Source organism: Streptomyces sp. JLBG701 (genome assembly GCF_058544905.1).
In genome coordinates, this window is the sequence record NZ_CM178588.1 from 7,177,019 (window position 1) to 7,199,177 (window position 22,159).

The 22,159-nt window shown below is 68.5% G+C and carries 22 protein-coding genes and 1 pseudogene; 15 read left to right on the plus strand and 8 right to left on the minus strand.

Annotated elements, in window-relative coordinates; genetic code table 11:
• Nucleotides 1-8 precede the first annotated feature (8 nt).
• The 4 genes from AC5DRG_RS33265 to AC5DRG_RS33280 all read left to right on the plus strand — a co-directional run bounded on the left by AC5DRG_RS33265 (nucleotide 9) and on the right by AC5DRG_RS33280 (nucleotide 3,246).
• Entirely contained in the window at nucleotides 9-629 is a 621-nt protein-coding gene (locus AC5DRG_RS33265; RefSeq protein WP_491803194.1) for an SMI1/KNR4 family protein, read from the plus strand.
• A 530-nt stretch (nucleotides 630-1,159) separates the two neighbouring features.
• Entirely contained in the window at nucleotides 1,160-1,642 is a 483-nt protein-coding gene (locus tag AC5DRG_RS33270) for a hypothetical protein (protein ID WP_491803195.1), read from the plus strand.
• Nucleotides 1,643-1,653: 11 nt separating this feature from the next.
• Nucleotides 1,654-2,190 carry an SMI1/KNR4 family protein gene (locus AC5DRG_RS33275; RefSeq protein WP_491803197.1) on the plus strand — a complete coding sequence of 179 codons (537 nt, stop codon included), beginning with the start codon at nucleotides 1,654-1,656 and terminating at the stop codon, nucleotides 2,188-2,190.
• 306 nt (nucleotides 2,191-2,496) lie between these two features.
• On the plus strand, nucleotides 2,497-3,246 hold the full coding sequence (locus AC5DRG_RS33280; RefSeq protein WP_491803198.1) for a hypothetical protein: 750 nt from the start codon (nucleotides 2,497-2,499) through the stop codon (nucleotides 3,244-3,246).
• Nucleotides 3,247-3,695: 449 nt separating this feature from the next.
• On the opposite strand, the pseudogene AC5DRG_RS33285 reads toward AC5DRG_RS33280, so the two are convergent.
• The 3 genes and pseudogenes from AC5DRG_RS33285 to AC5DRG_RS33295 all read right to left on the minus strand — a co-directional run bounded on the left by AC5DRG_RS33285 (nucleotide 3,696) and on the right by AC5DRG_RS33295 (nucleotide 4,928).
• Nucleotides 3,696-3,901, minus strand: a pseudogene (locus AC5DRG_RS33285) (DUF397 domain-containing protein).
• A complete protein-coding gene (locus AC5DRG_RS33290) occupies nucleotides 3,898-4,083 on the minus strand; it encodes a DUF397 domain-containing protein (protein WP_491803200.1) in 186 nt (61 codons plus the stop codon). The pseudogene AC5DRG_RS33285 and the gene AC5DRG_RS33290 overlap by 4 nt, the downstream one beginning before the upstream one ends.
• An 8-nt stretch (nucleotides 4,084-4,091) precedes the next feature.
• Complete coding sequence (locus tag AC5DRG_RS33295; RefSeq protein WP_491803201.1) at nucleotides 4,092-4,928, minus strand: helix-turn-helix domain-containing protein; 837 nt, start codon at nucleotides 4,926-4,928, stop codon at nucleotides 4,092-4,094.
• A 198-nt stretch (nucleotides 4,929-5,126) separates the two neighbouring features.
• Between AC5DRG_RS33295 and AC5DRG_RS33300 the strand changes: the two genes are divergently transcribed.
• Nucleotides 5,127-5,534, plus strand: coding sequence for an ATP-binding protein (locus AC5DRG_RS33300; protein ID WP_491803202.1), 408 nt, complete (start codon nucleotides 5,127-5,129; stop codon nucleotides 5,532-5,534).
• Nucleotides 5,535-5,656: 122 nt separating this feature from the next.
• On the opposite strand, the gene AC5DRG_RS33305 is transcribed toward AC5DRG_RS33300, so the two are convergent.
• The gene (locus tag AC5DRG_RS33305; protein ID WP_491803203.1) at nucleotides 5,657-5,902 is read right to left on the minus strand and encodes a hypothetical protein; all 246 of its coding nucleotides are present in this window, start codon (nucleotides 5,900-5,902) and stop codon (nucleotides 5,657-5,659) included.
• A 309-nt stretch (nucleotides 5,903-6,211) separates the two neighbouring features.
• On the opposite strand from AC5DRG_RS33305, the gene AC5DRG_RS33310 reads away from it, so the two are divergent.
• From AC5DRG_RS33310 to AC5DRG_RS33345, 8 genes are all read left to right on the plus strand, one after another.
• Nucleotides 6,212-7,441 carry a M20 family metallopeptidase gene (locus AC5DRG_RS33310; protein ID WP_491803204.1) on the plus strand — a complete coding sequence of 410 codons (1,230 nt, stop codon included), beginning with the start codon at nucleotides 6,212-6,214 and terminating at the stop codon, nucleotides 7,439-7,441.
• A 285-nt stretch (nucleotides 7,442-7,726) separates the two neighbouring features.
• Nucleotides 7,727-8,764 carry a BMP family lipoprotein gene (locus AC5DRG_RS33315; protein WP_491803205.1) on the plus strand — a complete coding sequence of 346 codons (1,038 nt, stop codon included), beginning with the start codon at nucleotides 7,727-7,729 and terminating at the stop codon, nucleotides 8,762-8,764.
• Between the two features lie 245 nt (nucleotides 8,765-9,009).
• Nucleotides 9,010-10,059, plus strand: coding sequence for a BMP family lipoprotein (locus AC5DRG_RS33320; RefSeq protein ID WP_491803206.1), 1,050 nt, complete (start codon nucleotides 9,010-9,012; stop codon nucleotides 10,057-10,059).
• Between the two features lie 231 nt (nucleotides 10,060-10,290).
• Complete coding sequence (locus AC5DRG_RS33325) at nucleotides 10,291-11,985, plus strand: ABC transporter ATP-binding protein (RefSeq protein WP_491813230.1); 1,695 nt, start codon at nucleotides 10,291-10,293, stop codon at nucleotides 11,983-11,985.
• Nucleotides 11,982-13,106: an ABC transporter permease gene (locus tag AC5DRG_RS33330; protein ID WP_491803207.1), complete on the plus strand. Its 1,125-nt coding sequence runs from the start codon at nucleotides 11,982-11,984 to the stop codon at nucleotides 13,104-13,106. The genes AC5DRG_RS33325 and AC5DRG_RS33330 overlap by 4 nt, the downstream gene beginning before the upstream one ends.
• Nucleotides 13,103-14,362, plus strand: a complete 1,260-nt coding sequence (locus AC5DRG_RS33335; RefSeq protein ID WP_491803209.1) for an ABC transporter permease — start codon at nucleotides 13,103-13,105, stop codon at nucleotides 14,360-14,362. The genes AC5DRG_RS33330 and AC5DRG_RS33335 overlap by 4 nt, the downstream gene beginning before the upstream one ends.
• Nucleotides 14,359-14,760 carry a cytidine deaminase gene (locus tag AC5DRG_RS33340; protein WP_491803211.1) on the plus strand — a complete coding sequence of 134 codons (402 nt, stop codon included), beginning with the start codon at nucleotides 14,359-14,361 and terminating at the stop codon, nucleotides 14,758-14,760. The genes AC5DRG_RS33335 and AC5DRG_RS33340 overlap by 4 nt, the downstream gene beginning before the upstream one ends.
• A gap of 68 nt (nucleotides 14,761-14,828) precedes the next feature.
• Nucleotides 14,829-16,112, plus strand: a complete 1,284-nt coding sequence (locus AC5DRG_RS33345; protein ID WP_491803212.1) for a thymidine phosphorylase — start codon at nucleotides 14,829-14,831, stop codon at nucleotides 16,110-16,112.
• Nucleotides 16,113-16,295: 183 nt separating this feature from the next.
• Here AC5DRG_RS33345 and AC5DRG_RS33350 read toward each other — a convergent pair whose 3' ends face one another.
• Nucleotides 16,296-17,216 (minus strand): AEC family transporter, encoded by a 921-nt coding sequence (locus tag AC5DRG_RS33350; protein WP_491803213.1) that lies wholly within the window; start codon nucleotides 17,214-17,216, stop codon nucleotides 16,296-16,298.
• Between the two features lie 168 nt (nucleotides 17,217-17,384).
• Here AC5DRG_RS33350 and AC5DRG_RS33355 point away from each other — a divergent pair, with 168 nt between their 5' ends.
• Complete coding sequence (locus tag AC5DRG_RS33355; protein WP_491803214.1) at nucleotides 17,385-17,771, plus strand: STAS domain-containing protein; 387 nt, start codon at nucleotides 17,385-17,387, stop codon at nucleotides 17,769-17,771.
• Here the strand turns inward: AC5DRG_RS33355 and AC5DRG_RS33360 are convergent.
• Nucleotides 17,655-18,671: a sigma-70 family RNA polymerase sigma factor gene (locus tag AC5DRG_RS33360; RefSeq protein ID WP_491803215.1), complete on the minus strand. Its 1,017-nt coding sequence runs from the start codon at nucleotides 18,669-18,671 to the stop codon at nucleotides 17,655-17,657. The genes AC5DRG_RS33355 and AC5DRG_RS33360 overlap by 117 nt on opposite strands.
• A gap of 311 nt (nucleotides 18,672-18,982) precedes the next feature.
• Nucleotides 18,983-20,263 (minus strand): MFS transporter, encoded by a 1,281-nt coding sequence (locus AC5DRG_RS33365; RefSeq protein ID WP_491803216.1) that lies wholly within the window; start codon nucleotides 20,261-20,263, stop codon nucleotides 18,983-18,985.
• Between the two features lie 63 nt (nucleotides 20,264-20,326).
• Between AC5DRG_RS33365 and AC5DRG_RS33370 the strand changes: the two genes are divergently transcribed.
• The gene (locus AC5DRG_RS33370; RefSeq protein WP_491803217.1) at nucleotides 20,327-21,277 is read left to right on the plus strand and encodes a LysR family transcriptional regulator; all 951 of its coding nucleotides are present in this window, start codon (nucleotides 20,327-20,329) and stop codon (nucleotides 21,275-21,277) included.
• A gap of 55 nt (nucleotides 21,278-21,332) precedes the next feature.
• On the opposite strand, the gene AC5DRG_RS33375 is transcribed toward AC5DRG_RS33370, so the two are convergent.
• Nucleotides 21,333-22,097 (minus strand): alpha/beta hydrolase, encoded by a 765-nt coding sequence (locus AC5DRG_RS33375; RefSeq protein ID WP_491803219.1) that lies wholly within the window; start codon nucleotides 22,095-22,097, stop codon nucleotides 21,333-21,335.
• Nucleotides 22,098-22,159 lie beyond the last annotated feature (62 nt).

The following is a 22,159-nucleotide window of genomic DNA, read 5'->3' on the forward strand; positions in this document are numbered from 1 at the left end:
AGGGAACCATGAACAATGCGTTCGCACAGCTGACCGAGGTCGTCACCCCATTGCACGTGGCGGGGGACGAGGTGGACTGGGCCGCGGCTGCGGCCGGGCTCGGCGTGGTGTCCTTCCCTGGCGACTACCGGGAATTCATCATGGCCTTCGGCGCGGGAACGATCGAGGACACCCTCTATGTGTCGATGCCGCGCCCGGGCGAGCCGACCGCACCACTGACCGTGGGGCGGCTGCCGTCGGACACCCTGCGAGCGGATTCCATGCACGACTGGCGGCTGCCGGGCCAGAGCTCGCAGTATCGCTTGGAGGACATGCTTGTGTGGGGGCAGACCAACGGCGCGGACACTCTGTGCTGGGTCACCTCGGCCCCGGACCCGGACCGCTGGCCCGTGGCAGTGTGGGCGCGCCAGTGGGGTGGCTGGACCGTCTACGACTGCGGCATGGTCGAGTTTCTCTTGCGCCTCCTACGGGCCGACTTCGAAAACTGCCCAATCAGCGTCGCGACTCTGTGGGGCAAGGGAATGGCTCGCTTCCTGAACTCTCGGCAGGAGGACAGGCTCCGCGACGAGGGCCTGGATCCCTGGACCGGCGAGCCGGACCCGTTTGCGGGGATGGAATTCGACAGATGACTCGACCGGCGAACGAACCGGCTGACACGCGACTGGCCAGCCGCAGAGCCCACAGCATGCGGTCGGTGTTGCTGGGGACAGCCACAGCCATCGCTGCCCTGTGGGAGGCCGGATGCTCGGCCAGTGGCGACGAGGTCGCCGACGAACCGGCAGGCGTGAGGCGCTCGCATACGAGTTCCGCGACGGTGAGCCCCACGAGCCATACTGCTTCACCGACTTCCGCCCCGAGCCACTCCGTGCAGGCCTCACTGGTTTCTGCACCGCCGAAGACCGTAGCCGCGCGGTCAACGTCGACTTCGGCGCCGCGGACGAGCGGCTCAGACGTCATACTCCAGAACCCCAACCGTGGCTCGAGCCCGCCACTCGCTCCGGATCGACCGTCACCCGTGCCGGAATGGAGCTCGGGGGAGTAGCGGCCCGGGGACCCGGTCGAGACGACACCTTCCGGCTCGGCGCCTGGTCAAGGCTGAGGTACGCTCCTCCGCCCAACAGCCCAGTCACAGATAACTGCTGGAAGGGGTGAAACGGATATGTCGGCGCTGCATGACCTGAACCGGATCCTTGGAGCCTCTCCGTGGACTGAAGGGCGGAGCTTCGTGGAGGTCGAGCGTGAATGGGGAATTTCCATTCCGTCGGATTTCAAGAAGGTGGGTCTGCTCTATGGTGACGTCTTGATCAGTGGATTCCTTTTTATCTTCGGATCGAAATCTATGGTTCCGAAGGGGGAGTGGATGAGCAATTACGTGAGTGACGGAAATTCGCGAAAGATTCCACGCCCTGTTCTTCCCGTGTCAGGTGGCATGCTCCATTGGGGTCACTCCATCGATGGTGACAGATTGTTTCTCGAAGATCGAGGAAATGGGCTGTGGACCGTGTCTGCGTTTCGTCGCGATTGGGGAGACTGGTATGAATCCGACCTTCCGGTCGCTGACTGGTTGGTGGAGGTGCTGACCGGGCGACTGGCGACGGATTGGATGCCTGAGTGGCCCGCCGCTCATTGGTTCGAGACTTGAGGAAGTTCTTGATGCCCCACCCCGCGATTTCCCGGCTCCAGCAACTACTTCCGCCTCCCCCGTCCGGTGGTGACCCAATTGACTGGGAGGGGCTGTTCCGTGAGGCTGCGTTGGCGCTGCCGTCGGATTACCGCGCATTTGTCGAGGCGTACGGCGGCGGAGAGATCGATGAATGCCTATCTGTCAGCACGCCGCCGGTCCCGGAATCTGCCTACGGTGATCTGCTTGACGGGACAGATCCGGCACTCCGCCCGGAGGATCGGGCTGAACTGGCGAGATACTTCCTGGGGGGTGTTGAGCCTCGGCTACTACCCTTCGGTGCTACTGCGAGCGGTGACGTCGTGTTCTGGCTGTGTGAGGGAGTCGCGGACGCGTGGAAAGTCGCGGTATTCAAGAGGCAAGCGCTGCATGGCGTGAGTCCCTGGACCGTTTTCGATGGCGGTATGGCCGAGTTCTTGCTGGCTGTATTTGCAGGGACACTTGAACCATTCAGTGATGGTTCTCTCTCGCGGGCATCGCATCACTATCTAAGTTGGCGGGACGAGTGACGATCTAATCTCGAAGCCTTCGCGATGGAACATGAAACCGGCATCGGTCAGTTGTTCTGCATATTGACGGGCAAGAGCGTCGTGAAGTGCTTCTTCTGCGGGACGTCTTACCTATGTAATTGATCCGCTTTTCTGTTCTCCCCGGGAAGACGCCGATTGGCAGCCCGGGCCAATACGAGGTGTGCAATGAAAGATCGTTCCCGGGCTCATGGTCGGCGGCCGGTGGTTCTGGGGCTGGCAGCGGTGCTGACCGCTCTGTCTGTGACCGGGTGTGCAGCTGGCGTCCGTGCGAGCACCGAGCAGCAGGTGGGCACGACCCCCTCCGCCTCTGAAACGCCCACCGGTTCCCGCCCCTTCGCCGGGACACCGGCCGAGAAGTGGGTCACGGGTGCGGCTGCCATCGAGGTGCCGAAGGCCAAGGCTGTCGGCGGGGTTTCGGCCGCCGACGTCGAGGAGGGGCTGCGGCTCACGAAGGAGTTCCTGGTTGCCGCCAACCTCGATCGCGAGGTGCTGTACGGGGGCGAGCCGAAGAAGGCCCTTGCGCTCATCGACCCGTTGCAGAAGGACTATCTGGCCGATCTGCGGTCCGCGTTGAGCAAGCCCACCGTGAAGAACGACCCCAAGTGGGAGTTCGCCCGCTTCGATCCCGACGAGGTCGAGCTGGTGGGCACCGATGTGCGGGTTCGCGGGCGTATGACCGTCGAGAAGGGTGAACAGTCCGGGCGGGCGCTCATCCGGGCCGACTACACCTTCGTGTATCCCGTGGCCAAGGCGGATGGCGACAGCGAGATGGCCCGCGTGATCGTCCGCCGGATCGTCGAAGTGGACGTTTCGGATCTCGCCAAGTTCGAGGGAACCAAGGGGTACATCTGGGTGGCTTATTCCAACGGCGAGATCTCCAACGACCTCTGCGACAAGGGCGACGGATTCATCCACCCGCAGTTCGAGGAGGACCTGTACGGCACCTCCGAGGCGACGGGGGAGGAGCGCGATCCGTACGACCGTGACCTGGAGTTGGACGACTCCGCGGAATGCGGCACGGCGTCCCGCACATGATGGCGACGCCAGTCCAGTGCGGCCTGCGCTCGGTGGCGCTGCGGGCGGTCGTGGTTCTGGCCGCCCTGTGTGTGGTCGGGTGCTCGGCCGGCGACGACGGTGACACCGCCGAGCCGACGAGTTCGGCGACGCGGGGATCGGAACCCGCGAGCGACGAGCCTTCGGTGAGTCCCTCTCCGAGCGGCCCGGGGGCGGTGTCCCCGACGCCGACGCCCACGAAGTCCCCGGTGGTGCGGCGGACACCGGCGGCGTCTTCGGGGAGTGGATCTGGGGGATCGACCGGTTCCGGTGGGTCTGGCGGTGGGTCCGACGCCGTCCCGCAGAACCCCAACCGCGGCTCGACACCTCCACCGGCCCCGGCTCGGCCCTCTCCCACGCCGGAGTGGAGCTCGGGGGAGTGGCAGCCGGGGGATCCTGTCGAGACGACGGCTCCGGCTGTGGTGCCCAGTTCAACTTCGGAGGTCGGTGGAGTGCGGTGACTTCAGGGCCTCTATGAAGGGGGTGAAGGCTCCGGTGGGGACGGTGAGGGTTCCGCGGCTGCGGCCTTTGGAGTCGCGTATGGCTACGCGCGTGCGGTTGTTCGCGATCTCCACACAGGGTCGCCGTCGCCCGTGCCCGAGTAGGACGACTTCCGCCAGTTGTCGGCTGTGGTCATGCGTCCTTCAGAGCTTCTATGAAGGCGGTGAAGGCCTTGGTTGGGAAGGTGAGGGGGGTCCTGGCCGGGGTCTTGGAGTCGCGGATGGCTATGTGGGTGGGGCGGGCGGTGATCTCCACGCAGTTGTTGCCGTCGCCGCCGCCGGAGTAGGACGACTTCCGCCAGTTGTCGGAGGTGGTCACGGTGCGCCTCACAGTTCCTTGGCCAGCTTGGAGATGACGTCACGCGAACGCGCGGGGTCGAGTGATACCGCTTCTACTCTACGGAAGAGTGTTCGAAAGACGCTGAGTTGGGCCTCGGAATCGATGAATGCGGTGCCGTGGGGGGCGTCGCGCACGGCGGTGTCCAGCTTGGGCACGGCGCCGTCTGCCAGCATGACGGGGCTCCAGGTGCCGCCGAAGCCGTCCAGGTCGAAAGGGATGACCCGCACGGTGATGTGATCTGCCTCGGAAAGTTCCAGGACGCGGGCGAGCTGGGCTCGTGAGGTGGTGCGGTTGCCGACCCTGATGCGTAGTGCAGCCTCGTGGATGATCGCCTCGTACGGGGTGGCGATCTGCTGGCGTGCCATTCGGTGCCGGACGCGCAGTTCGAGCTCTTCGTGGGGGAGTTCGGGGATCCGGGAGGAGAAGGCGGCTCGGGCGTAGTCGTCTGTCTGAAGCAGGCCGGGGATGAAGAGGAGTTCCACGTCGCGCCGATAGGTGGAGTGGTGTTCCAACTCGGCGATGTCAAGGAAGGGTGTGGGGAGCAGGCCCCGGTATGCCTCCCACCAGCCGCGCGTCCGGTCGGCTGCCCACGCGACCAAGGCGTCGATGAACTCGCCGTCCGTGCACGCGTAGTTGGACGCAAGGCGGCGCAGTCGCTTCTCGCTAACACCTGCTAGGCCGGCCTCGATCTGGCTGATCTGTGCGGAGCTCACCCCGAGCAGTGCCGCCGCCTCGCGAGTTGTGAGGCCCGCCGCGTCACGGAGTTTTCGGAGCTCGACCGCCAGACGCATCTGACGTGCCGTTGGCTCGCTCCTCAGCGCCATTGACAGTTCCTCCCAACACGCCTGTAGGCACGACTCGTTCGGGGGTAGGTTACGCGATCCGCTTGCGGAACTTAAACGGTTAGACCTACCTTCGGTGATGCGGCACACACGCTGCGGAAGTGCACCGCTCCGTCCTGCCATGGCGGATGCGGCAACGCCACTGCAGCCAACCCCCCTTCACCTGAACGGAGTTCACGCATGCCCGAAACCGAACCCTGGGAGTACACCCTCTACATCCCGAACGACCCCCGAGCCGTCACCGTAAGCCGCCGCACCCTCCGCCTAATCCTCACCATGCACGGCCTGATCCGCCTCGTCGAAGTCGCCGAGCTCCTCGCGGCGGAGCTGGTGAGCAACGCCGTACGCCACACCAGAGGGCCCGCTGCCCTGCGCGTCCGCTGGGTGGAGGGCGTGTTGCGGATCGGGGCGTGGGATGCCGATCCCGAGCCCCCGGAACCGCCGCGGGCGTTCGAGCAACTCGCCGAGTCGGAGGAGGGGCGCGGGCTGGCGATGGTGCGGGCCTGTGCGGATCTGTGGGGGTGGCAGCCGTTGTCGAGGGACGGCAAGCGGGGGAAGTACGTGTGGTGTGAGCTGGCCGCGGCTTGAGGGGTGGGCGTTCGGTGATTGGACCCTTTGGCCCACCCGCCGACGCCATCACCCCATGTCACGGGCGGCCGCGCTGGCCCAAACGCTCCAATCTCTCCCCACCCCCACCCCCACCCCCACCCTCAGCGGGGGTCCTCCGTCGTCCAGGTGAACCCGTCCAGCGACCCCTGTGCGGGTTCCTCGACCGTCACTGGCGGATGCCTCCACCACGTGACCAGTGACACCACCGACGTCAGCAGCAAGCCCGCCAGGATCATCACGACCAGGGTCGCCAGGATCAGCCCAGCCATCCCCAGGAATCCGAATTTCGCCAGCATCCAGGGGATCTGGTCCTCACCGCAGCCGCATGCCTCCATGGGAGTCTTCATGAGGGGAGCGTGCCCCGGAGGAGGGTGGTTGTTGCGCTGTGTGGCGGGAACGTCGCGCGGTGGTGATGATTCCGGGACCTGGGCGGGCTTCGATGGAGCCTCAGTCCGACAAGCGGTCCGACCAGTGAACGGATCCGCGGTGATCGTGCGCGGTGTGGTATCGGTTGAGAATTCCGACGAGTTTACCCATCCTGGTAATCAGCTATGCGTCGGACGGTCGGATTTTCTTCCCCTAACGGGTTGAACTTTTGTTGATCGAGGGGCAGTTGGCCACTCGATCGCCCTACCCTTCAGAGGGTGAACCAATTGATGTCCTCAGAGTCCGAGGCCGATCTTCCCGGGGAAACCGTGCTCCCCGGCGCGCTGCCCGAGGCACTGCGCGCCGAACTCGTGGCCTTCCGGCGCGACGTGCACATGCACCCCGAGCTCGGCAACCAGGAGTTCCGCACCACCGCGGCCATCAAGGCCCGGCTGGAGAAGGCCGGACTCAAGCCGCGTGTGCTCGCCATCGGGACCGGGCTCATCTGTGACATCGGGGTCGAGGACGGCTGGGAGGGCGGGGCCACCATGCTCGCCCTGCGCGCCGACATCGACGCCCTCCCCATCCCGGACACGAAGAGTGAGTGCTCGTACCGCTCTACCGTGCCCAATCGCGCCCACGCCTGCGGACACGACGTACACACGACCGTCGTCCTGGGTGCCGGGCTCGTGCTCGCGCAGCTGCACGAGCAGGGGCTGCTGCCGAGGCCGGTGCGGCTGATCTTCCAGCCCGCCGAGGAGGTGCTCCCCGGGGGCGCTTCCGACGCCATCGAGTGCGGGGTGCTGGACGGGGTCGGGCGGATCATCGCCGTGCACTGCGACCCGAAGGTCGACGCCGGGCGGATCGGACTGCGGTACGGGGCCATCACCTCCGCCTGCGACCGGCTGGAGGTCGCGCTGGACGGGCCTGGCGGGCACACCGCGCGACCGCACCTGACGACCGACCTCGTCACCGCCGTGGCCCGGGTCGTCACCGACGTGCCCGCGCTCGTGGCCCGGCGCGTCGACGCCCGCAGTGGGCTCTCCGTGACCTGGGGCCGTATCGAATCCGGCCACGCGCCCAACGTCATCCCGCAGCACGCCGAGCTGTCCGGAACCGTACGGTGCCTGGACCTCGACACGTGGCGGCTGGCGCCCGACGTGGTGCACGCGGCCATCGACGAGATCGCCGGCCTGTACCGCGCCAAGTCCGAGATCAACTACGTGCGCGGGGTCCCGCCCGTCGTCAACGACCCGGTGATCACCGACCTGTTGCGGGACGCCATGGTCGCCCGGCGCGGGGCGCACTCCGTGGAGGACACCGAGCAGAGCCTGGGCGGCGAGGACTTCTCCTGGTATCTGGAGCACGTGCCCGGGGCCATGGCCAGGCTCGGCGTGCGCACGCCGGGGGAGCGGACCGTGCGGGATCTGCACCAGGGCGACTTCGACGCCGACGAGTCGGCGATCACGGTCGGCGTGGAGATGTTCACCGCGGCCGCGCTGATCGACGGAGTGAGCTGAGGGACGCCAGGGCCTGCCCTGCGAAGGGGCGCCCCCATTCGCGCCCCTTTGTCCCCTTGCGTATCTCGGACGTAACCGACAGCGCGCAAACGTAACCCGATGTCGGCACGGTTCGATAACGGCCACGAGAAACCCCGTTCCCCTCCCCTTCTACGCGCGTTACTGTCCGCTGAAATCGCCACCTGAGGCGGCACATTGGGGAAGCGGGCCGGTGACGGTGCCGTGGGGACGAAGGGGTGCGCTGTGCGTCTTATATCTCGGAGGACGAGGTTCTCCCAAGCAGCGGTGACCGTCGCGGTCATCGCCCTCGCGGCCACCGGCTGCGGCGAGTCCAGCACGAAGGCCGGCAGCGACGAGTCCTCGTCGTCCTCGTCCGGCACCTACACGGGCAAGGGCATCGGCCTCGCGTACGACATCGGCGGCAAGGGCGACCAGTCCTTCAACGACGCCGCGTACGCCGGCTTCCAGAAGGCCGAGAAGGAATTCAACATCACCGGCCGGGACATCGAGCCGCAGGACGGCGAGTCCGACGCCGACAAGGTGCAGCGCCTGACCCAGCTCGCCCAGGCCGGCTACAACCCGGTGATCGGCGTCGGCTACATCTACGCGCCGGCCGTCAAGGAGGTTGCCGCCAAGTTCCCGAAGATCACCTTCGGTGTCATCGACGACGAGCAGGTCAAGGCGGACAACGTCGCCGACCTCGTCTTCCACGAGGAGCAGGCCTCCTACCTCGCCGGTGTCGCGGCCGCCCTGACGACCAAGACGAACACCGTCGGCTTCATCGGCGGCGTCGACATCCCGCTGATCCACAAGTTCGGGGCCGGCTTCGAGCAGGGCGTCAAGGACACCAAGAGCGGTGTCACGGTCAAGTCGCAGTACCTGACCGAGACCGCCCAGGAAGGCGGCTTCTCCAGCCCCGACAAGGGCAAGGACGCGGCCAGCGGCCAGATCGAGGCCGGCGCGGACGTCATCTACCACGCCGCCGGTCTGTCCGGTCAGGGCGTCATCTCCGAGGCCGCCTCCAAGAAGGTGTGGGCCATCGGCGTCGACTCCGACCAGTACTCCCAGGAGGCCCTCGCCCCCTACAAGGACTACATCCTCGGCTCGGCCCTGAAGAACGTCGGCGGCGCGGTCTACGACCTGGTCAAGTCGGTCTACGAGGGCAAGCCGCTGACCGGCGTCGTCCGCGGCGGCCTCGACAACGACGGCGTCGGCTTCGCGGACACCAACCCGAAGTACAAGGCCATGACGGAGGTCGTCGCGGCCGTCGACAAGGCCAAGCAGGAGATCATCGACGGCACGATCACCGTCAAGACGGAGTAGCTCGCTCGATTCCCACCGGCCCGCGCTGAACGAACCGCCCATTCGGCGGAGCGCGTCGCATCGTCGCAGCCCATGCGCCCCTTGCCTCCCGCAAGGGGCGCTTTGCTGTCCGTAGTCTGTCCACCATTCGTGGCCACAGCTCGATAACGGACCGGACAGTTGGGGTTTTCCGTCTGGTCTACGCGCGTTACGCTGCGGCGGAACCAGCGCCTGGTTTGGGCGCTTGCACAAAGGAGTCTCGTTCCATGCGCCGGGTGTCCCGAATCACGGTTGCGGGCGTTGCGACCGCTTCCCTTGCACTTGCCCTGTCCGCCTGTGGCGGATCCTCCAGCGACGCCTCCAGCGAGAGCAGCGGAAAGGACCTCGGCCTCGCCCTGGCGTACGACGTCGGCGGCAAGGGCGACCAGTCGTTCAACGACGCCGCCACCGCCGGCATGGACAAGGCCGACGCCGAGTTCGGCTACAAGAGCACCGCCGTCGAGCCCCAGGACGGCGAGTCCGACGCCGACAAGGTGCAGCGTCTGGAGACGCTCGCCAAGCAGGGCTACAACCCGGTGATCGGTGTCGGCTTCGCCTTCGCCCCCGCCATGAAGGAAGCCCACGCGAAGTACCCGGACACCACGTTCGGCATCGTCGACGACGAGCAGATCCAGGCGGACAACGTCGCCGACCTCGTCTTCCATGAGGAGGAGGCCTCCTACCTCGCCGGTGTCGCGGCCGCGCTGACGACCAAGACGAACACCGTCGGCTTCATCGGCGGCGTGGACGTCCCGCTGATCCACAAGTTCGAGGCCGGCTACAAGCAGGGCGTCGAGGACACCAAGAAGGGCGTCACGGTCAAGTCGCAGTACCTGACCGAGACCGCCGCCGAGGGTGGCTTCTCCAGCCCCGACAAGGGTGAGACCGCCGCCGAGGGCCAGATCGACGCCGGCGCCGACGTCGTCTACGCCGCCGCAGGTCTGTCCGGCCAGGGTGTCATCAAGGCCGCCAGCGCCAACAAGATCTGGGCGATCGGCGTCGACTCCGACCAGTACAACCAGGACGCGCTGAAGGCGTACAAGGACTCGATCCTGACCTCCGCCCTCAAGAACGTCGAGGGCGCGGTCTACGAGCTCGCCAAGTCGGTCCACGACGGCAAGCCCGAGACCGGCGTGGTCCGCGGCAGCCTCGCCAACGGTGGCGTCGGCCTGGCCGACTCCAACCCGACCTTCAAGGACAACGCGGAGCTGCAGGCCGCGATCGAGAAGGCCAAGCAGGGCATCATCGACGGCACCATCAAGGTCAAGACCTCCTGACCTGACCCCTGAAACAGGGGCCCTGGTACAGGGCTTGGCCAAAAGGGCGCTGTAATGACAGCGTTACGGCCACGGAACGGGGTGCGGGTTGGATGACCTGTCTGCACCCCGTTCGCGCGGCAGAATGCTCGGAACGGATCGTTGCCGAAACTTGAGCGATCAGGTCCGGGCACTATTTAAAGCAGGGGCGCTACGCGCGTAGAGCGGCCCCTTTCCCAAGGAGAGTGCGCCATCGACGCGTCCAGCAGCCCTCCGCTCACCGCACAGTCGACGATCGCGGTAGAGCTGGCGGGGATCACCAAACGCTTCCCCGGTGTCGTCGCCAACCACGACATCCACCTCAGTGTCCGAAAGGGCACCGTGCACGCCCTCGTCGGCGAGAACGGCGCCGGCAAGTCGACGCTGATGAAGATCCTCTACGGCATGCAGAAGCCGGACGAGGGCACGATCGCGGTCGACGGCGAGCAGGCCACCTTCTCCTCGCCGGCCGACGCCATCGCCCGCGGCATCGGCATGGTCCACCAGCACTTCATGCTCGCCGACAACCTCACCGTCCTGGAGAACGTCGTCCTGGGCAGCGAGAAGCTCCACGGCATCGGCGGCGCCGCCCGTAAGAAGATCAAGGAGATCTCCGACCGGTACGGCCTCGGCGTACGCCCCGACGTCCTGGTCGAGGACCTCGGTGTCGCCGACCGGCAGCGCGTCGAGATCCTCAAGGTGCTCTTCCGCGGCGCCCAGATCCTGATCCTCGACGAGCCGACCGCCGTACTCGTACCGCAGGAGGTCGACGCACTCTTCGACAACCTGCGCGAGCTCAAGTCCGAGGGCCTGTCGGTCATCTTCATCTCGCACAAGCTGGGCGAGGTGCTGTCCGTCGCCGACGAGATCACCGTCATCCGCCGCGGTACGACCGTCGGGACCGCCGTCCCCTCCGAGACCACGCCGCGTCAGCTCGCCGAGATGATGGTCGGCAGCGAGCTGCCCACCCCCGAGACCGCCGAGTCCACGGTCACCGACAAGCCCGTCATCGAGGTCGCCGACCTCACCGTCTATGCGAGCGGCGGCGCCTCCCTCGGCGAGCTCTCCGAGCCCGCGGCACCGGGCGCGTCCGGCGGTGTGACCGGCGTGACCCTCGCGGACACGGTCGCCGGCGATGTCAAGCGCGTCCTCGACGACGTCACCTTCACCATCCACGCCGGCGAGATCATGGGCATCGCCGGCGTCGAGGGCAACGGCCAGACCGAGCTCATCGACGCGCTGATCGGCCTGAAGAGCGCCGACTCCGGCACCATCCGCTTCCTGGGCGACGACATCACCCCCTGGGCCACCCGCAAGCGCCGCGAGTCGGGCATCGGCTACATCCCCGAGGACCGCCACCGCCACGGCCTCCTCCTGGAAGCCCCGCTCTGGGAGAACCGCATCCTCGGCCACGTCACCGAGAAGCCCAACAGTCGCGGTAGTCGGGGTTTCTGGCTCGACATCAAGGGCGCCCAGGCCGACACCCGCCGCATCGTCGAGGAGTACGACGTCCGTACCCCCGGCATCGACGTGACGGCCGCCTCCCTGTCCGGCGGCAACCAGCAGAAGCTGATCGTCGGCCGCGAGATGAGCCACAGGCCGAAGTTCCTGATCGCCGCCCACCCCACCCGCGGTGTGGACGTCGGCGCGCAGGCCGCGATCTGGGACCACATCCGCGAGGCCCGCCGCGAGGGCCTGGCCGTCCTGCTGATCTCCGCCGACCTGGACGAGCTCATCGGCCTGTCGGACACCCTGCGGGTCATCTACAACGGCAGGCTGGTCGCCGACGCCGACCCCGCCACGGTCACCCCGGAGGAGCTCGGCTCGGCCATGACCGGCGCCGCGTCCGGGCACCTGGAGCACGTCGAGGAAGAAGCAGAATCCGCCCCGGAGGACGAGGCCCGATGAAGAAGTTCGACAAGGAGCGCGTGCTCCTCGCGGTGGCCGGCCCGGTCATCGCGCTCGTCGCGGCGATCCTGCTGACCTCGGTCGTGCTGATCGCCTCGGGCAAGAGCCCGATCGAGCCGTACAGCCTGATGCTGGAGCAGGCGTCGTACTCCGACGTCCAGGTCCTGATCATCAACCAGGCGTCCATGTACTACGTGGCGGCGCTCGCGGTGGCCGTCGGCTTCCGCATGAACCTGTTCAACATCGGCGTCGACGGCCAGTACCGCCTCGGCGCGATGATGACCGCCGTCGTCGGCGCGCACATCGCCCTGCCCGGCTTCCTCCAGGTCCCGCTGCTGCTGCTCGTCGGCCTGCTCACCGGCGCCTTCTGGGCCGGCATCGCGGGCGTCCTGAAGGTCACCCGGGGCGTGAGCGAGGTCGTCTCGACGATCATGCTCAACGCGATCGCCACCAGCGTCATCGGCTACCTCACCCTCGACAACATCTGGGGCGTGCAGGTCGGCAACAACAACACGACCGGCATCATGAAGGACTCCGGCTGGGTCCCCGGCATCGACCTGGGCAGCGACGTCGGCGAGATCTACGGCCTGGTCTTCCTCGCCATCCTGCTGGGCGTCGTCTACTGGGTCGTCCTCAACCGCACCCGCTTCGGCTTCGACCTGCGCGCCACCGGCGCCTCTGAGACCGCCGCCGCGGCCTCCGGCGTCGACGCCAAGAAGATGGTGCTCACCGCGATGCTGATCTCCGGCGGAGTCGCGGGCATGTCCGGCCTCCCGCTGCTGCTCGGCGACGCCCACACCTACAGCCTGAGCTTCCCGACGGGTCTTGGCTTCACCGGCATCACCATCGCCCTGCTCGGCCGCAACAGCCCGGTCGGCGTCGCCTTCGCCGCCCTGCTCATCGCCTTCCTCGACAAGGCCTCCCCGGCCCTCGACTACGCGGTCCCGGTGGCGTACGAGAAGGAGATCGCCACCATCATGCAGGGCCTGATCGTCTTCGCGGTCGTCATCTCGTACGAGGCCGTACGCCAGTGGGGTCTGCGCCGCCAGCAGAAGCAGGTCGGCGCCGAGCTCGCCGCCGCTCAGAACAACTCCGAGAAGAAGGAGGTGGCGGCCCGATGAGCACCGCGACCATCGCCAAGCCGCAGGCGAAGCCCGGCAAGGGCGGCCGCCGATTCTCGCTCCCGGTACTCCTGCTCGTCATCGCGGGCGTGCTGGTCCTGACCTCGGTCGTCCGCCTGATCACGGGTGCCGACGGCATCACCTCGACCGGCCAGATGTCCACCGCGCTGCGCCTGGCCGTCCCGATCGGCCTGGCCGGTCTCGGCGGTCTGTGGGCCGAGCGCGCGGGCGTCGTCAACATCGGCCTCGAAGGCATGATGATCCTCGGCACCTGGTTCGGCGCCTGGGCCGGCTACCAGTGGGGCCCGTGGGTCGGCATTGTGTTCGGCATCATCGGCGGCGCGCTGGGCGCGATCCTCCACGCGATCGCGACCGTCACCTTCAACGTCAACCACATCGTCTCCGGTGTGGCCATCAACATCCTGGCTCTGGGCACCACCCGCTACCTGTCGAAGTTCACCTTCGAGGAGGCCGAGGGGGGCTCCTCCAAGCAGTCCCCACCGATCGAGTCGCTGGGCACCTTCGACATTCCAGGGCTGTCCAGTTGGCTCGACACGCTCAACCAGAAGCACTGGTTCCTGATCTCCGACATCGCCGGCCTCGTCGGCGGTCTGATCACCGACCTGTCGCCGCTCACCGTCATCGCGGTGGCCCTCGTACCGATCACCTGGTGGGTGCTGTGGCGCACGGCCTTCGGGCTGCGGCTGCGCTCCTGCGGTGAGAACCCGGTGGCGGCGGAGTCGCTGGGCGTGAACGTCTACAAGTACAAGTACATCGCCGTGATCATCAGCGGCGGCTTCGCCGGCCTCGGCGGCGCCTTCCTCTCCATCGTCGCGTCGAACGTGTACCTGGACGGCCAGACCGCAGGCCGCGGCTACATCGGTCTCGCCGCGATGATCTTCGGCAACTGGATGCCGGGCGGACTCGCCCTCGGCGCGGGCCTGTTCGGCTACACCGACAGCCTCAACCTGCGCGGCGGCACGACCAACGTCCACGCGCTGATCCTGCTGATCGCGATCCTGCTCGTGTTCGGCGCGGCCTACCTGGCGTGGAAGAAGCGGTACACCGCCGCGCTGTCCACCCTCGTCACCTCGGCCGTGATGTTCTTCTGGTACCTCAGCACCGACGAGGTCCCGCGCCAGGTCGTCACGGCGGCCCCGTACGTCGTCACCCTGCTGGTGCTGTCGCTGTCCGCGCAGCACCTGCGGATGCCGAAGGCGGACGGCCTGCCGTACCGGAGGGGTGAAGGGAAGTGACCTCCGCGGTGGACGTCGACTGGGACAAGCTGCGGGCGACGGCACGGGACGCCATGTCCCGCGCCTACGCCCCGTACTCCGGCTATCCGGTCGGCGTCGCCGCCCTGGTCGACGACGGGCGGACGGTCTCCGGCTGCAACGTCGAGAACGCCTCGTACGGACTCGGGCTGTGCGCCGAGTGCGGCCTGGTCTCCGACCTCCAGAACAGCGGGGGCGGCCGGCTGACGCACTTCACCTGCGTCGACGGCAAGGGCGACATCCTCGTCCCGTGCGGCCGCTGCCGACAGCTGTTGTACGAGTTCGGCGGCCCCGACCTGCTTCTGGAGACCCCGGCGGGAATCCTGCCGCTGTCCGAGATGCTGCCGCAGGCCTTCGGGCCGGGGCATCTCACCAAGTAACTCCCGTGCGGCCCCTTCGAGTTGAATCGGAGGGGTCGCGCACTTTTTGAACGTTCGGAAGGAAAGCCATGGGCATGGACGCCGTCTCCGTCATCCGCACCAAGCGCGACCGCGGTGAACTCAGCGACGAGCAGATCGACTGGGTCATCGACGCGTACACCCGTGGGGAGGTCGCCGACTACCAGATGGCCGCCCTCAACATGGCGATCCTGCTCAACGGCATGAACCGCGGCGAGATCGCCCGCTGGACCGCCGCGATGATCGCCTCCGGCGAGCGCATGGACTTCTCCACGCTGTCCCGCCCGACGGCCGACAAGCACTCCACGGGCGGCGTCGGCGACAAGATAACGCTCCCGCTGGCCCCGCTCGTCGCCGCGTGCGGCGCGGCCGTCCCCCAGCTCTCGGGCCGCGGCCTCGGCCACACCGGCGGCACCCTGGACAAGCTGGAGTCGATCCCCGGCTGGCGCGCACTGCTCTCCAACGAGGAGATGCTCGCCGTACTGGAGGGGACGGGCGCGGTGATCTGCGCGGCGGGCGACGGCCTGGCCCCGGCGGACAAGAAGCTGTACGCGCTGCGGGACGTGACGGGAACGGTGGAGGCGATCCCGCTGATCGCCTCGTCGATCATGTCGAAGAAGATCGCGGAGGGTACGGGCTCGCTTGTCCTGGACGTGAAGGTCGGGACCGGAGCCTTCATGAAGACTCTGGCCGACGCGCGGGAACTGGCGTCGACCATGGTGGGCCTCGGCACCGACCACGGCGTGAAGACGGTCGCCCTGCTGACCGACATGTCGACCCCGCTCGGCCTGACGGCGGGCAACGCCCTTGAGGTCCGGGAGTCGGTGGAGGTCCTGGCGGGCGGCGGCCCGTCGGACGTGGTGGAGCTGACGCTGGCCCTGGCCCGCGAAATGCTGGACGCGGCGGGCATCAAGGACGCGGACCCGGCGAAGGCCCTGGCCGACGGCTCGGCGATGGACGTGTGGCGCCGCATGATCACCGCCCAGGGCGGGGACCCGGACGCCGAACTGCCGGTGGCACGCGAGCAGCACGTGGTGAAGGCGGGAGCCTCGGGCGTCCTGACCCGCCTCGACGCCTACGACATCGGCATCGCCGCCTGGCGCCTGGGTGCGGGGCGTGCCCGCAAGGAGGACCCGGTCCAGGCGGGCGCGGGAGTCGAGATGCACGCCAAGCCGGGCGACACGGTGACGGAGGGCCAGCCCCTGCTGACCCTGCACACGGACACCCCGGAGCGCTTCGAGTACGCGCTGCAGGCGGTCGAGGGGTCGTACGACATCGGTGCGGCGGGGACGGACTTCACGGCGTCGCCGGTGGTGCTGGAGCGGATCGCCTGAGGCGGGTGAGGGGGGAGGGGCGGGCCTTTCGGGTTGGCTGCGGGTGAGTGGGGGGGCTGGTCGCGCAGTTACGGGGACTTGGGACTGACGGCAGCCGCACCTACCCAGGGGCGCGGGGAACTGCGCGACCAGCCCCCACCGGCCCGCAGGTAAAACCGTGCCCCCCCGCGGAGCGCGGCGCGGCTAGCCGAGCAGGGCGGCGACGACCACGAGCACCGGCACCGCCAACACCGTAGACACCAGGATCGAGTCCCGGGCCAACTGTTCGCCCACGCTGTAGCGCGAAGCGTATGTGTACAGGTTCTGCGCGGCCGGGAGCGCCGACGTCACCACCACGTCGAGGAGTGGGGCTCCGTGCAGACCGAAGACCCCCGCCGCCAGGGCCCAGGCGGCCGCGGGCTGGCCCACCGACTTCAACGCGACGGAGAGCAGGACCAGTTGGCGGTCCGCGCCCCGGCCCGGCATCGTGCTGCCGCACAGGGAGATACCGAAGGCCAGCAGGACCGCCGGGACGGACATGCCGCCGATCAGGGTCACCGGGTCCATGACGGCGGACGGGATGTGGACGCCGGTCGCCGAGACCGCGACTCCGGCCAGCGAGCCCACCGCGATCGGGTTCCGCAACGGCGTCAGCAGCCGCTGCCACAGCGGGAGCTTCCCGTCCCGGCCTGCCAGATCCAGGATCGTCAGCGCGACCGGGGTGAGCAGGAGGAGCTGGAACAACAGCACCGGCGCCACCAGCGAGGCGTCGCCCAGGACGTACACGGCGATCGGGATACCGAGGTTGCCCGAGTTGACGTAACTGGAGCAGAGCGCGCCGATCGTCGTACGGCCCACACCCCAGCCGCGTACGACGCCCACCGCGACGAAGACGCCGGCCGCCGCGGCCGTACTCAGCGCGGTCACGAGCAGGCGGCTGGAGAAGATCACCGACAGGTCGGCCTGTGCCAGCGTCGTGAAGAGCAGGGCCGGTGAGGCGACATGGAAGGCGAGCTTGGTCAGCACCTCGCGGCCGTGCTCGCCGAGGTAACCGCGTAGGCCGATGAGATAGCCGACGCCGATGACGACGGCGATGACCGCGAAGCCGGTCAGCACTCCCTGCACGGAGCCTCCTCAGAGGTGAGGAGTGCGTGCGGTATCCAGGGCGGTGCTGATCCGTGGGGCATACAGCCAACCCTCGGGGGCAGGCCATCACCAGGTCAATGTGATCTCGGAGGGTGGTCATTGGCCGCGCCCGATGAGTCCCCGCTGCGTCCGGCGCTGAGTCCCCCGATGAGTTACGCCCTCCCCGCCGGTCTACCGCTCGTGGACGCCATGACACCTGCCGTACTCGTGCTGGACGGCCCCGTCACCCGGGAAGAGGTGACGGGGCTGTGCGACGAGTTGCGGGCGCTGCTTGACATGGCCGGTGACGGAGTCGTCGTGGTCGATGTCGCGGGGCTCGGGCCGCCGGGGCTGTCCGCCGTGGACCTGCTGGCGCGGCTGGAGCTGGCCGCGCGGCGGGCCGGGGGACGGATCCGGTTGCGCGATCCCGTGCCCGCCCTACACGCCCTCCTCGATCTCGTCGGCCTGCGTTTCGAGCTGGAGGGGCAGCCCGAACAGCGGGAACCAGCGCTTGGTGTCGAGGAAGCAGTGGAACCCGGTGATCCGTCCGTCTGAGATCTCCAGGACCTGCACCGCCCACGCCGTGAAGCCGTCCCCCTCCTCGTCCGGCTTGTAGTGGGCGAAGCCGGGCAGGCCGTTGACCTGGACCGGCCGCAGGCGCGAACCCGCACACCCTGCCCCGAGTGTCGTCATGAAGCCCGTGATGTCGTCGTGGCCGGTCAGCCACAGGTCGAACGGCGGCATCGTCATGATGGCGTCCTCGTGCAGCAACGCCGTCAGCGCCGTCATGTCGTAGCCCTCGAACGCGGCCACATAACGCTCAAGGAGCTTCTGCTGCTCCTCGTCCAGCGGATCCGACACCGACGCCCCGGCGCCCGGCTCCTCCCGCTCGGCCAGCGTCGCCCGGGCCCGCTGCAGCGCGCTGTTGACCGACGGGACCGAGGTGCCGAGCAGCTCGGCGACCTCGCTCGCCTTCCATGCCAGGACCTCGCGCAGGATCAGCACCGCCCGCTGCTTGGGCGGCAGTTGCTGCAGGGTGGCCATGAAGGCGAGCCGCACGGACTCCTTGGCGACGGCCGCCTCCGCCGGGTCCTCGACGGTCGGCAGCACGCGCGCGTCCGGCATCGGCTCCAGCCAGGTGTGGTCCGGGCGGGGGGACAGTGCGGCCTGGGCGAGCGGTGTGGGGTCGGTCAGGTCCATGGGCCTGGCCCGCTTGTTGCCCGCGGTCAGCATGTCCAGGCATACGTTCGTCGCGATGCGGTACAGCCAGGAGCGGAGGCTGGAGCGGCCCTCGAACTTCTCGTAACTCCGCCAGGCGCGGACCATGGTGTCCTGCACCGCGTCCTCGGCCTCGAAGGACGAGCCGAGCATGCGGTAGCAGTACCCGGTCAGTTCGACCCGGTGTTTCTCCAGCCGTAGATCGAGATCCGTAGTCGTAGCTGTGCCGTCGCTCATCGTCCACCCACCCCTGTGGCCGTTCTGTGTCGCGCCTTTGCGCCCAGCACGTTCGAAGCTATCGCAGGGCACTGACAATGGCGTGCGGAGTGGAGGAACGTGCAGGTCAGCTGGGGGCTGCGCCCCCAGACCCCCGCTGCCGGCCCTGAACGGGCCTTGTCCTCAAACGCCGGACGGGCTGAAAAAACTCAGCCCCTCCGGCGTTTGAGGAGCGGGGGTCCAGGGGGCAGAGCCCCCTGGGGGCGGGGTCGAAGGGGCGGCAGCCCCTGGGGATGGGACGGGTAGGGGCGGCGGGGGCGAAGAACCCTCCCTCAGTGCGCAGCCACCGGTACCCGCCGCGCAGCGACCCGCGCTGCCGCCACCGAGCCGAACACCGTGAGCGTCACCACTCCCAGCACCGCCAGCAGCCCCACACCCACGGTCCCGGCCCAGCCCCCGGCGTGGAAGGCGATCGCCCCCACCGTGCTGCCCGCGCTGGAGCCTATGTAGTACGCCGACTGGTACAGCGCCGAAGCCTGCGCCCGCCCCTTCGTCGCCGTCTTGCTGACCGCCGACGACGCCACCGCGTGCCCCGCGAAGAAGCCGCCCGTGATCAGCACCAGGCCCAGCAGGACCGGCACCAAGGAGTCCGAGAGCGACAGCAGCAGGCCCGTCGCCGTCGTGCCGCCCGCCAGGTACAGGGCCCCGCGGCGGCCAAGGCGACCCACCAGCCGACCGGCCGTGGAAGCCGAAACCGTGCCGACCAGGTACACCAGGAAGATCGAGCCGATCACGCCCTGGGGGAGCGAGAACGGCGCCTCCGTCAGGCGGTAGCCGATCACCGTGTACACGCCGCCGAACACCGTCATGAACAGGGCGCCGATCGCGTACAGGCGCCGCAGCAGCGGGTCGGACAGGTGGTCGCGGACCGTGCGGGCAAGGACACGCGGCTTCAGTGAGCCCTGCTTGAAGTGCCGCGGTGCCGGGAGCAGGAGGCGGAAGGCGACCGCGCAGGCCACCGCGACCGCGCCGATCACACCGACGGCGACCCGCCAGCCCCATTCCTGCGCGACCCAGCCGGTGATGACCCGGCCGCTCATCCCGCCGACGCTGTTGCCGGCCACGAACAGACCGATCGCCGTGACCAGGGCCTTCGGCCGGACCTCCTCCGCCAGATACGCCGTCGCCGACGCCGGCAGCCCGGCCAGTGCCGCGCCCTGTACCGCCCGCAGGGCGACCAGCACCGGAAGCGAGGGGGCGAAGGGGACCAGAAGACCGACCGTCACCGCGATCGCGAGGGACGCCGTCATGACCGTACGCCGTCCGAACCGTTCCGACAGGGCGCTCATCGGGAGGACGAACACCGCGAGCCCGCCGGTCGCGGCCGCCACCGTCCAGCTCGCCGCGCTCGCCGTGACCCCGAGGTCGCCGGAGATCAGCGGCAGGAGGGCCTGGGTGGAGTAGAGGAGCGCGAAGGTCGCGACACCGGCGAGGAAGAGGGCGAAGCTCATCCGGCGGTAGCCGGGGCCGCCGGGGGTCAGTCGGGAGTCGGCGGCGGGGACGGTGGTGGCGGCGCCCACGATCGTGGACGCCCCGGTACTGGCGGGAGACATGCCACGAAACTACGTACGCTCCTGGTCATCCGTCCAATGCATGGATTCGCCATAATCGTTCCCATGGAGCATCAGCAGAGGTCACAGACGCGCCTGTCACCATCCAGTGACACAGAAGACATGGTGATGTTGCTGGCCCCCCGGCTCGCCTACTTCGCCGGTGTGGCCCGCACCGAGCACGTCACGCGGGCCGCACAGGAACTCCAGGTGCCCCAGTCGACGCTCTCCCGGGCGATGGTCCGCCTCGAACAGGACCTGGGCGTCGACCTGTTCGCCCGCATCGGCCGCACGGTCTCCCTCACCCCCGCCGGCCGCACCTTCCTCTCCTCCGTCGAACGCGCCCTCGCCGAGATCGAACGCGCCGCCGACGAGGTCCGCGCCGACGCCGACCCGGCCACCGGCAAGGTCGCGTTCGGCTTCCTGCACACCATGGGCGCGGAAACTGTCCCGGGCCTCATCCACGCCTTCCGCGCCGACCACCCACGCGTCCGCTTCAGCCTCGTCCAGACCTACGGCGAGGCGATGCTGGAGAAGCTCCGCGCGGGCGAACTCGACCTCTGCCTCACCTCCCCGGTCCCGGACGCCCCCGACCTGGTGGCCCGCCGCCTCGACGAACAAAAACTCCGCCTGGTCGTCCCCGCCGACCACCGCCTCGCCGCACGCAAAAGAGTCCGCCTGGCAGAAGCGGCCGACGAAACCTTCGTCACCCTCGAACCCGGCTACGGCCTCCGCCGCATCACCGACGACCTCTGCAAGCAGGCCGGCTTCAAACCCCGCATCGCCTTCGAGGGCGAGGAGGCGGAGACGCTGAGGGGCTTGGTGGCGGCGGGCCTGGGGGTGGCCCTCCTGCCCCCACCGGCCTTCCCCCGCCCGGGAGTCGAGGAACTGACGGTCACGGCCCCAAGAGCGGCAAGAGAGATCGGCGTGGCATGGCTGGACGGCCACCCGGATACTCCGCCGGTGGCAGCCTTCAAGAAGTTCCTGCTGTCAAGACGCGGGAGTCTACTTACGTAGGGGCGCGGGGAACTGCGCGACCAGCCACATCGCACCCGCACCCCGAAACGATGCCTCAACCCCTACGAATCGACCGCCCGAAGCCGGAGGCAAGCGGCATCCTCAACCCCAAAGGTGGCGGAGCCGCAAACGCATCCTCGACAGGCCGGGACATCGCACGCCCGAACAACGCCCCCATCACGAAGTCCTCGGCAAGGGCCAGGACTTCATCCCGATGCTGATGCAGCCGATGCCCATCGGAGTGCACCTCGAACCGGCACACGTCCCGGTTCGACTTCTTCGCCCGCGCCGCCAGCCGGAACGACAACTCGGGATCGGTCCGTTCGTCGTTCGTGCCGTGCACGATCATCACCCGCCGCCCGGCGAGCTGCTTCACCGGTTCGGGTGGCGCCGCCACGTCCTCCTCGGGCAGCCACGGGGCAAGCGCCAGTACGGAGTTGACCGCGTCGTGTCCACCCGCGTGCAGGGCCGCCCGGCCGCCCATGTCGACTCCGGCGAGGCAGACGGGGACGTCGCCGTAGCGTCGTACGACCTCGGAGGTCGCCCAGGACGCGTCGCGTGCGAGATGGGCCTCGCTGCCGTTCCAGCCGCGATAGCGGTAGTGCACGACATGCGCGACCAGGCCGTCGTCCCGCCCCGCGCGCGCGAGCCGGCGCCCGAGGGTGCGGACGGAGGCGGTCGCCAGCATGGAGGACGGCCTGCGGTCGGAGGTCTCGTCGCCGCTGGGGAGCAGCAGTACCGCCCCGCTCACCGCCGTCGGTTCGGGACCGAGCGATCTCCCCAGCCGGGCCGCGCGGACCGGCATCGCTTGCTGTGCCATGACAGAACAGTGTCAGAAGCGAGGGTGTACCTGACCCGTCCGTGCGGTCACCGTTACGTATC

Excerpts from the sequence above, each read along its gene's own strand:
- AC5DRG_RS33305 (WP_491803203.1), bottom strand. The coding sequence starts at position 5,902 with ATGAAGACTCCCATGGAGGCATGCGGCTGCGGTGAGGACCAGATCCCC.
- AC5DRG_RS33330 (WP_491803207.1), top strand. The coding sequence starts at position 11,982 with ATGAAGAAGTTCGACAAGGAGCGCGTGCTCCTCGCGGTGGCCGGCCCG.
- AC5DRG_RS33335 (WP_491803209.1), top strand. The coding sequence starts at position 13,103 with ATGAGCACCGCGACCATCGCCAAGCCGCAGGCGAAGCCCGGCAAGGGC.
- AC5DRG_RS33360 (WP_491803215.1), bottom strand. The coding sequence starts at position 18,671 with ATGAGCGACGGCACAGCTACGACTACGGATCTCGATCTACGGCTGGAG.
- AC5DRG_RS33295 (WP_491803201.1), bottom strand. The coding sequence starts at position 4,928 with ATGGCGCTGAGGAGCGAGCCAACGGCACGTCAGATGCGTCTGGCGGTC.
- AC5DRG_RS33345 (WP_491803212.1), top strand. The coding sequence starts at position 14,829 with ATGGGCATGGACGCCGTCTCCGTCATCCGCACCAAGCGCGACCGCGGT.
- AC5DRG_RS33310 (WP_491803204.1), top strand. The coding sequence starts at position 6,212 with ATGTCCTCAGAGTCCGAGGCCGATCTTCCCGGGGAAACCGTGCTCCCC.
- AC5DRG_RS33320 (WP_491803206.1), top strand. The coding sequence starts at position 9,010 with ATGCGCCGGGTGTCCCGAATCACGGTTGCGGGCGTTGCGACCGCTTCC.
- AC5DRG_RS33365 (WP_491803216.1), bottom strand. The coding sequence starts at position 20,263 with ATGTCTCCCGCCAGTACCGGGGCGTCCACGATCGTGGGCGCCGCCACC.
- AC5DRG_RS33300 (WP_491803202.1), top strand. The coding sequence starts at position 5,127 with ATGCCCGAAACCGAACCCTGGGAGTACACCCTCTACATCCCGAACGAC.
- AC5DRG_RS33355 (WP_491803214.1), top strand. The coding sequence starts at position 17,385 with ATGAGTTACGCCCTCCCCGCCGGTCTACCGCTCGTGGACGCCATGACA.
- AC5DRG_RS33275 (WP_491803197.1), top strand. The coding sequence starts at position 1,654 with ATGCCCCACCCCGCGATTTCCCGGCTCCAGCAACTACTTCCGCCTCCC.
- AC5DRG_RS33270 (WP_491803195.1), top strand. The coding sequence starts at position 1,160 with ATGTCGGCGCTGCATGACCTGAACCGGATCCTTGGAGCCTCTCCGTGG.
- AC5DRG_RS33370 (WP_491803217.1), top strand. The coding sequence starts at position 20,327 with ATGGAGCATCAGCAGAGGTCACAGACGCGCCTGTCACCATCCAGTGAC.
- AC5DRG_RS33265 (WP_491803194.1), top strand. The coding sequence starts at position 9 with ATGAACAATGCGTTCGCACAGCTGACCGAGGTCGTCACCCCATTGCAC.
- AC5DRG_RS33375 (WP_491803219.1), bottom strand. The coding sequence starts at position 22,097 with ATGGCACAGCAAGCGATGCCGGTCCGCGCGGCCCGGCTGGGGAGATCG.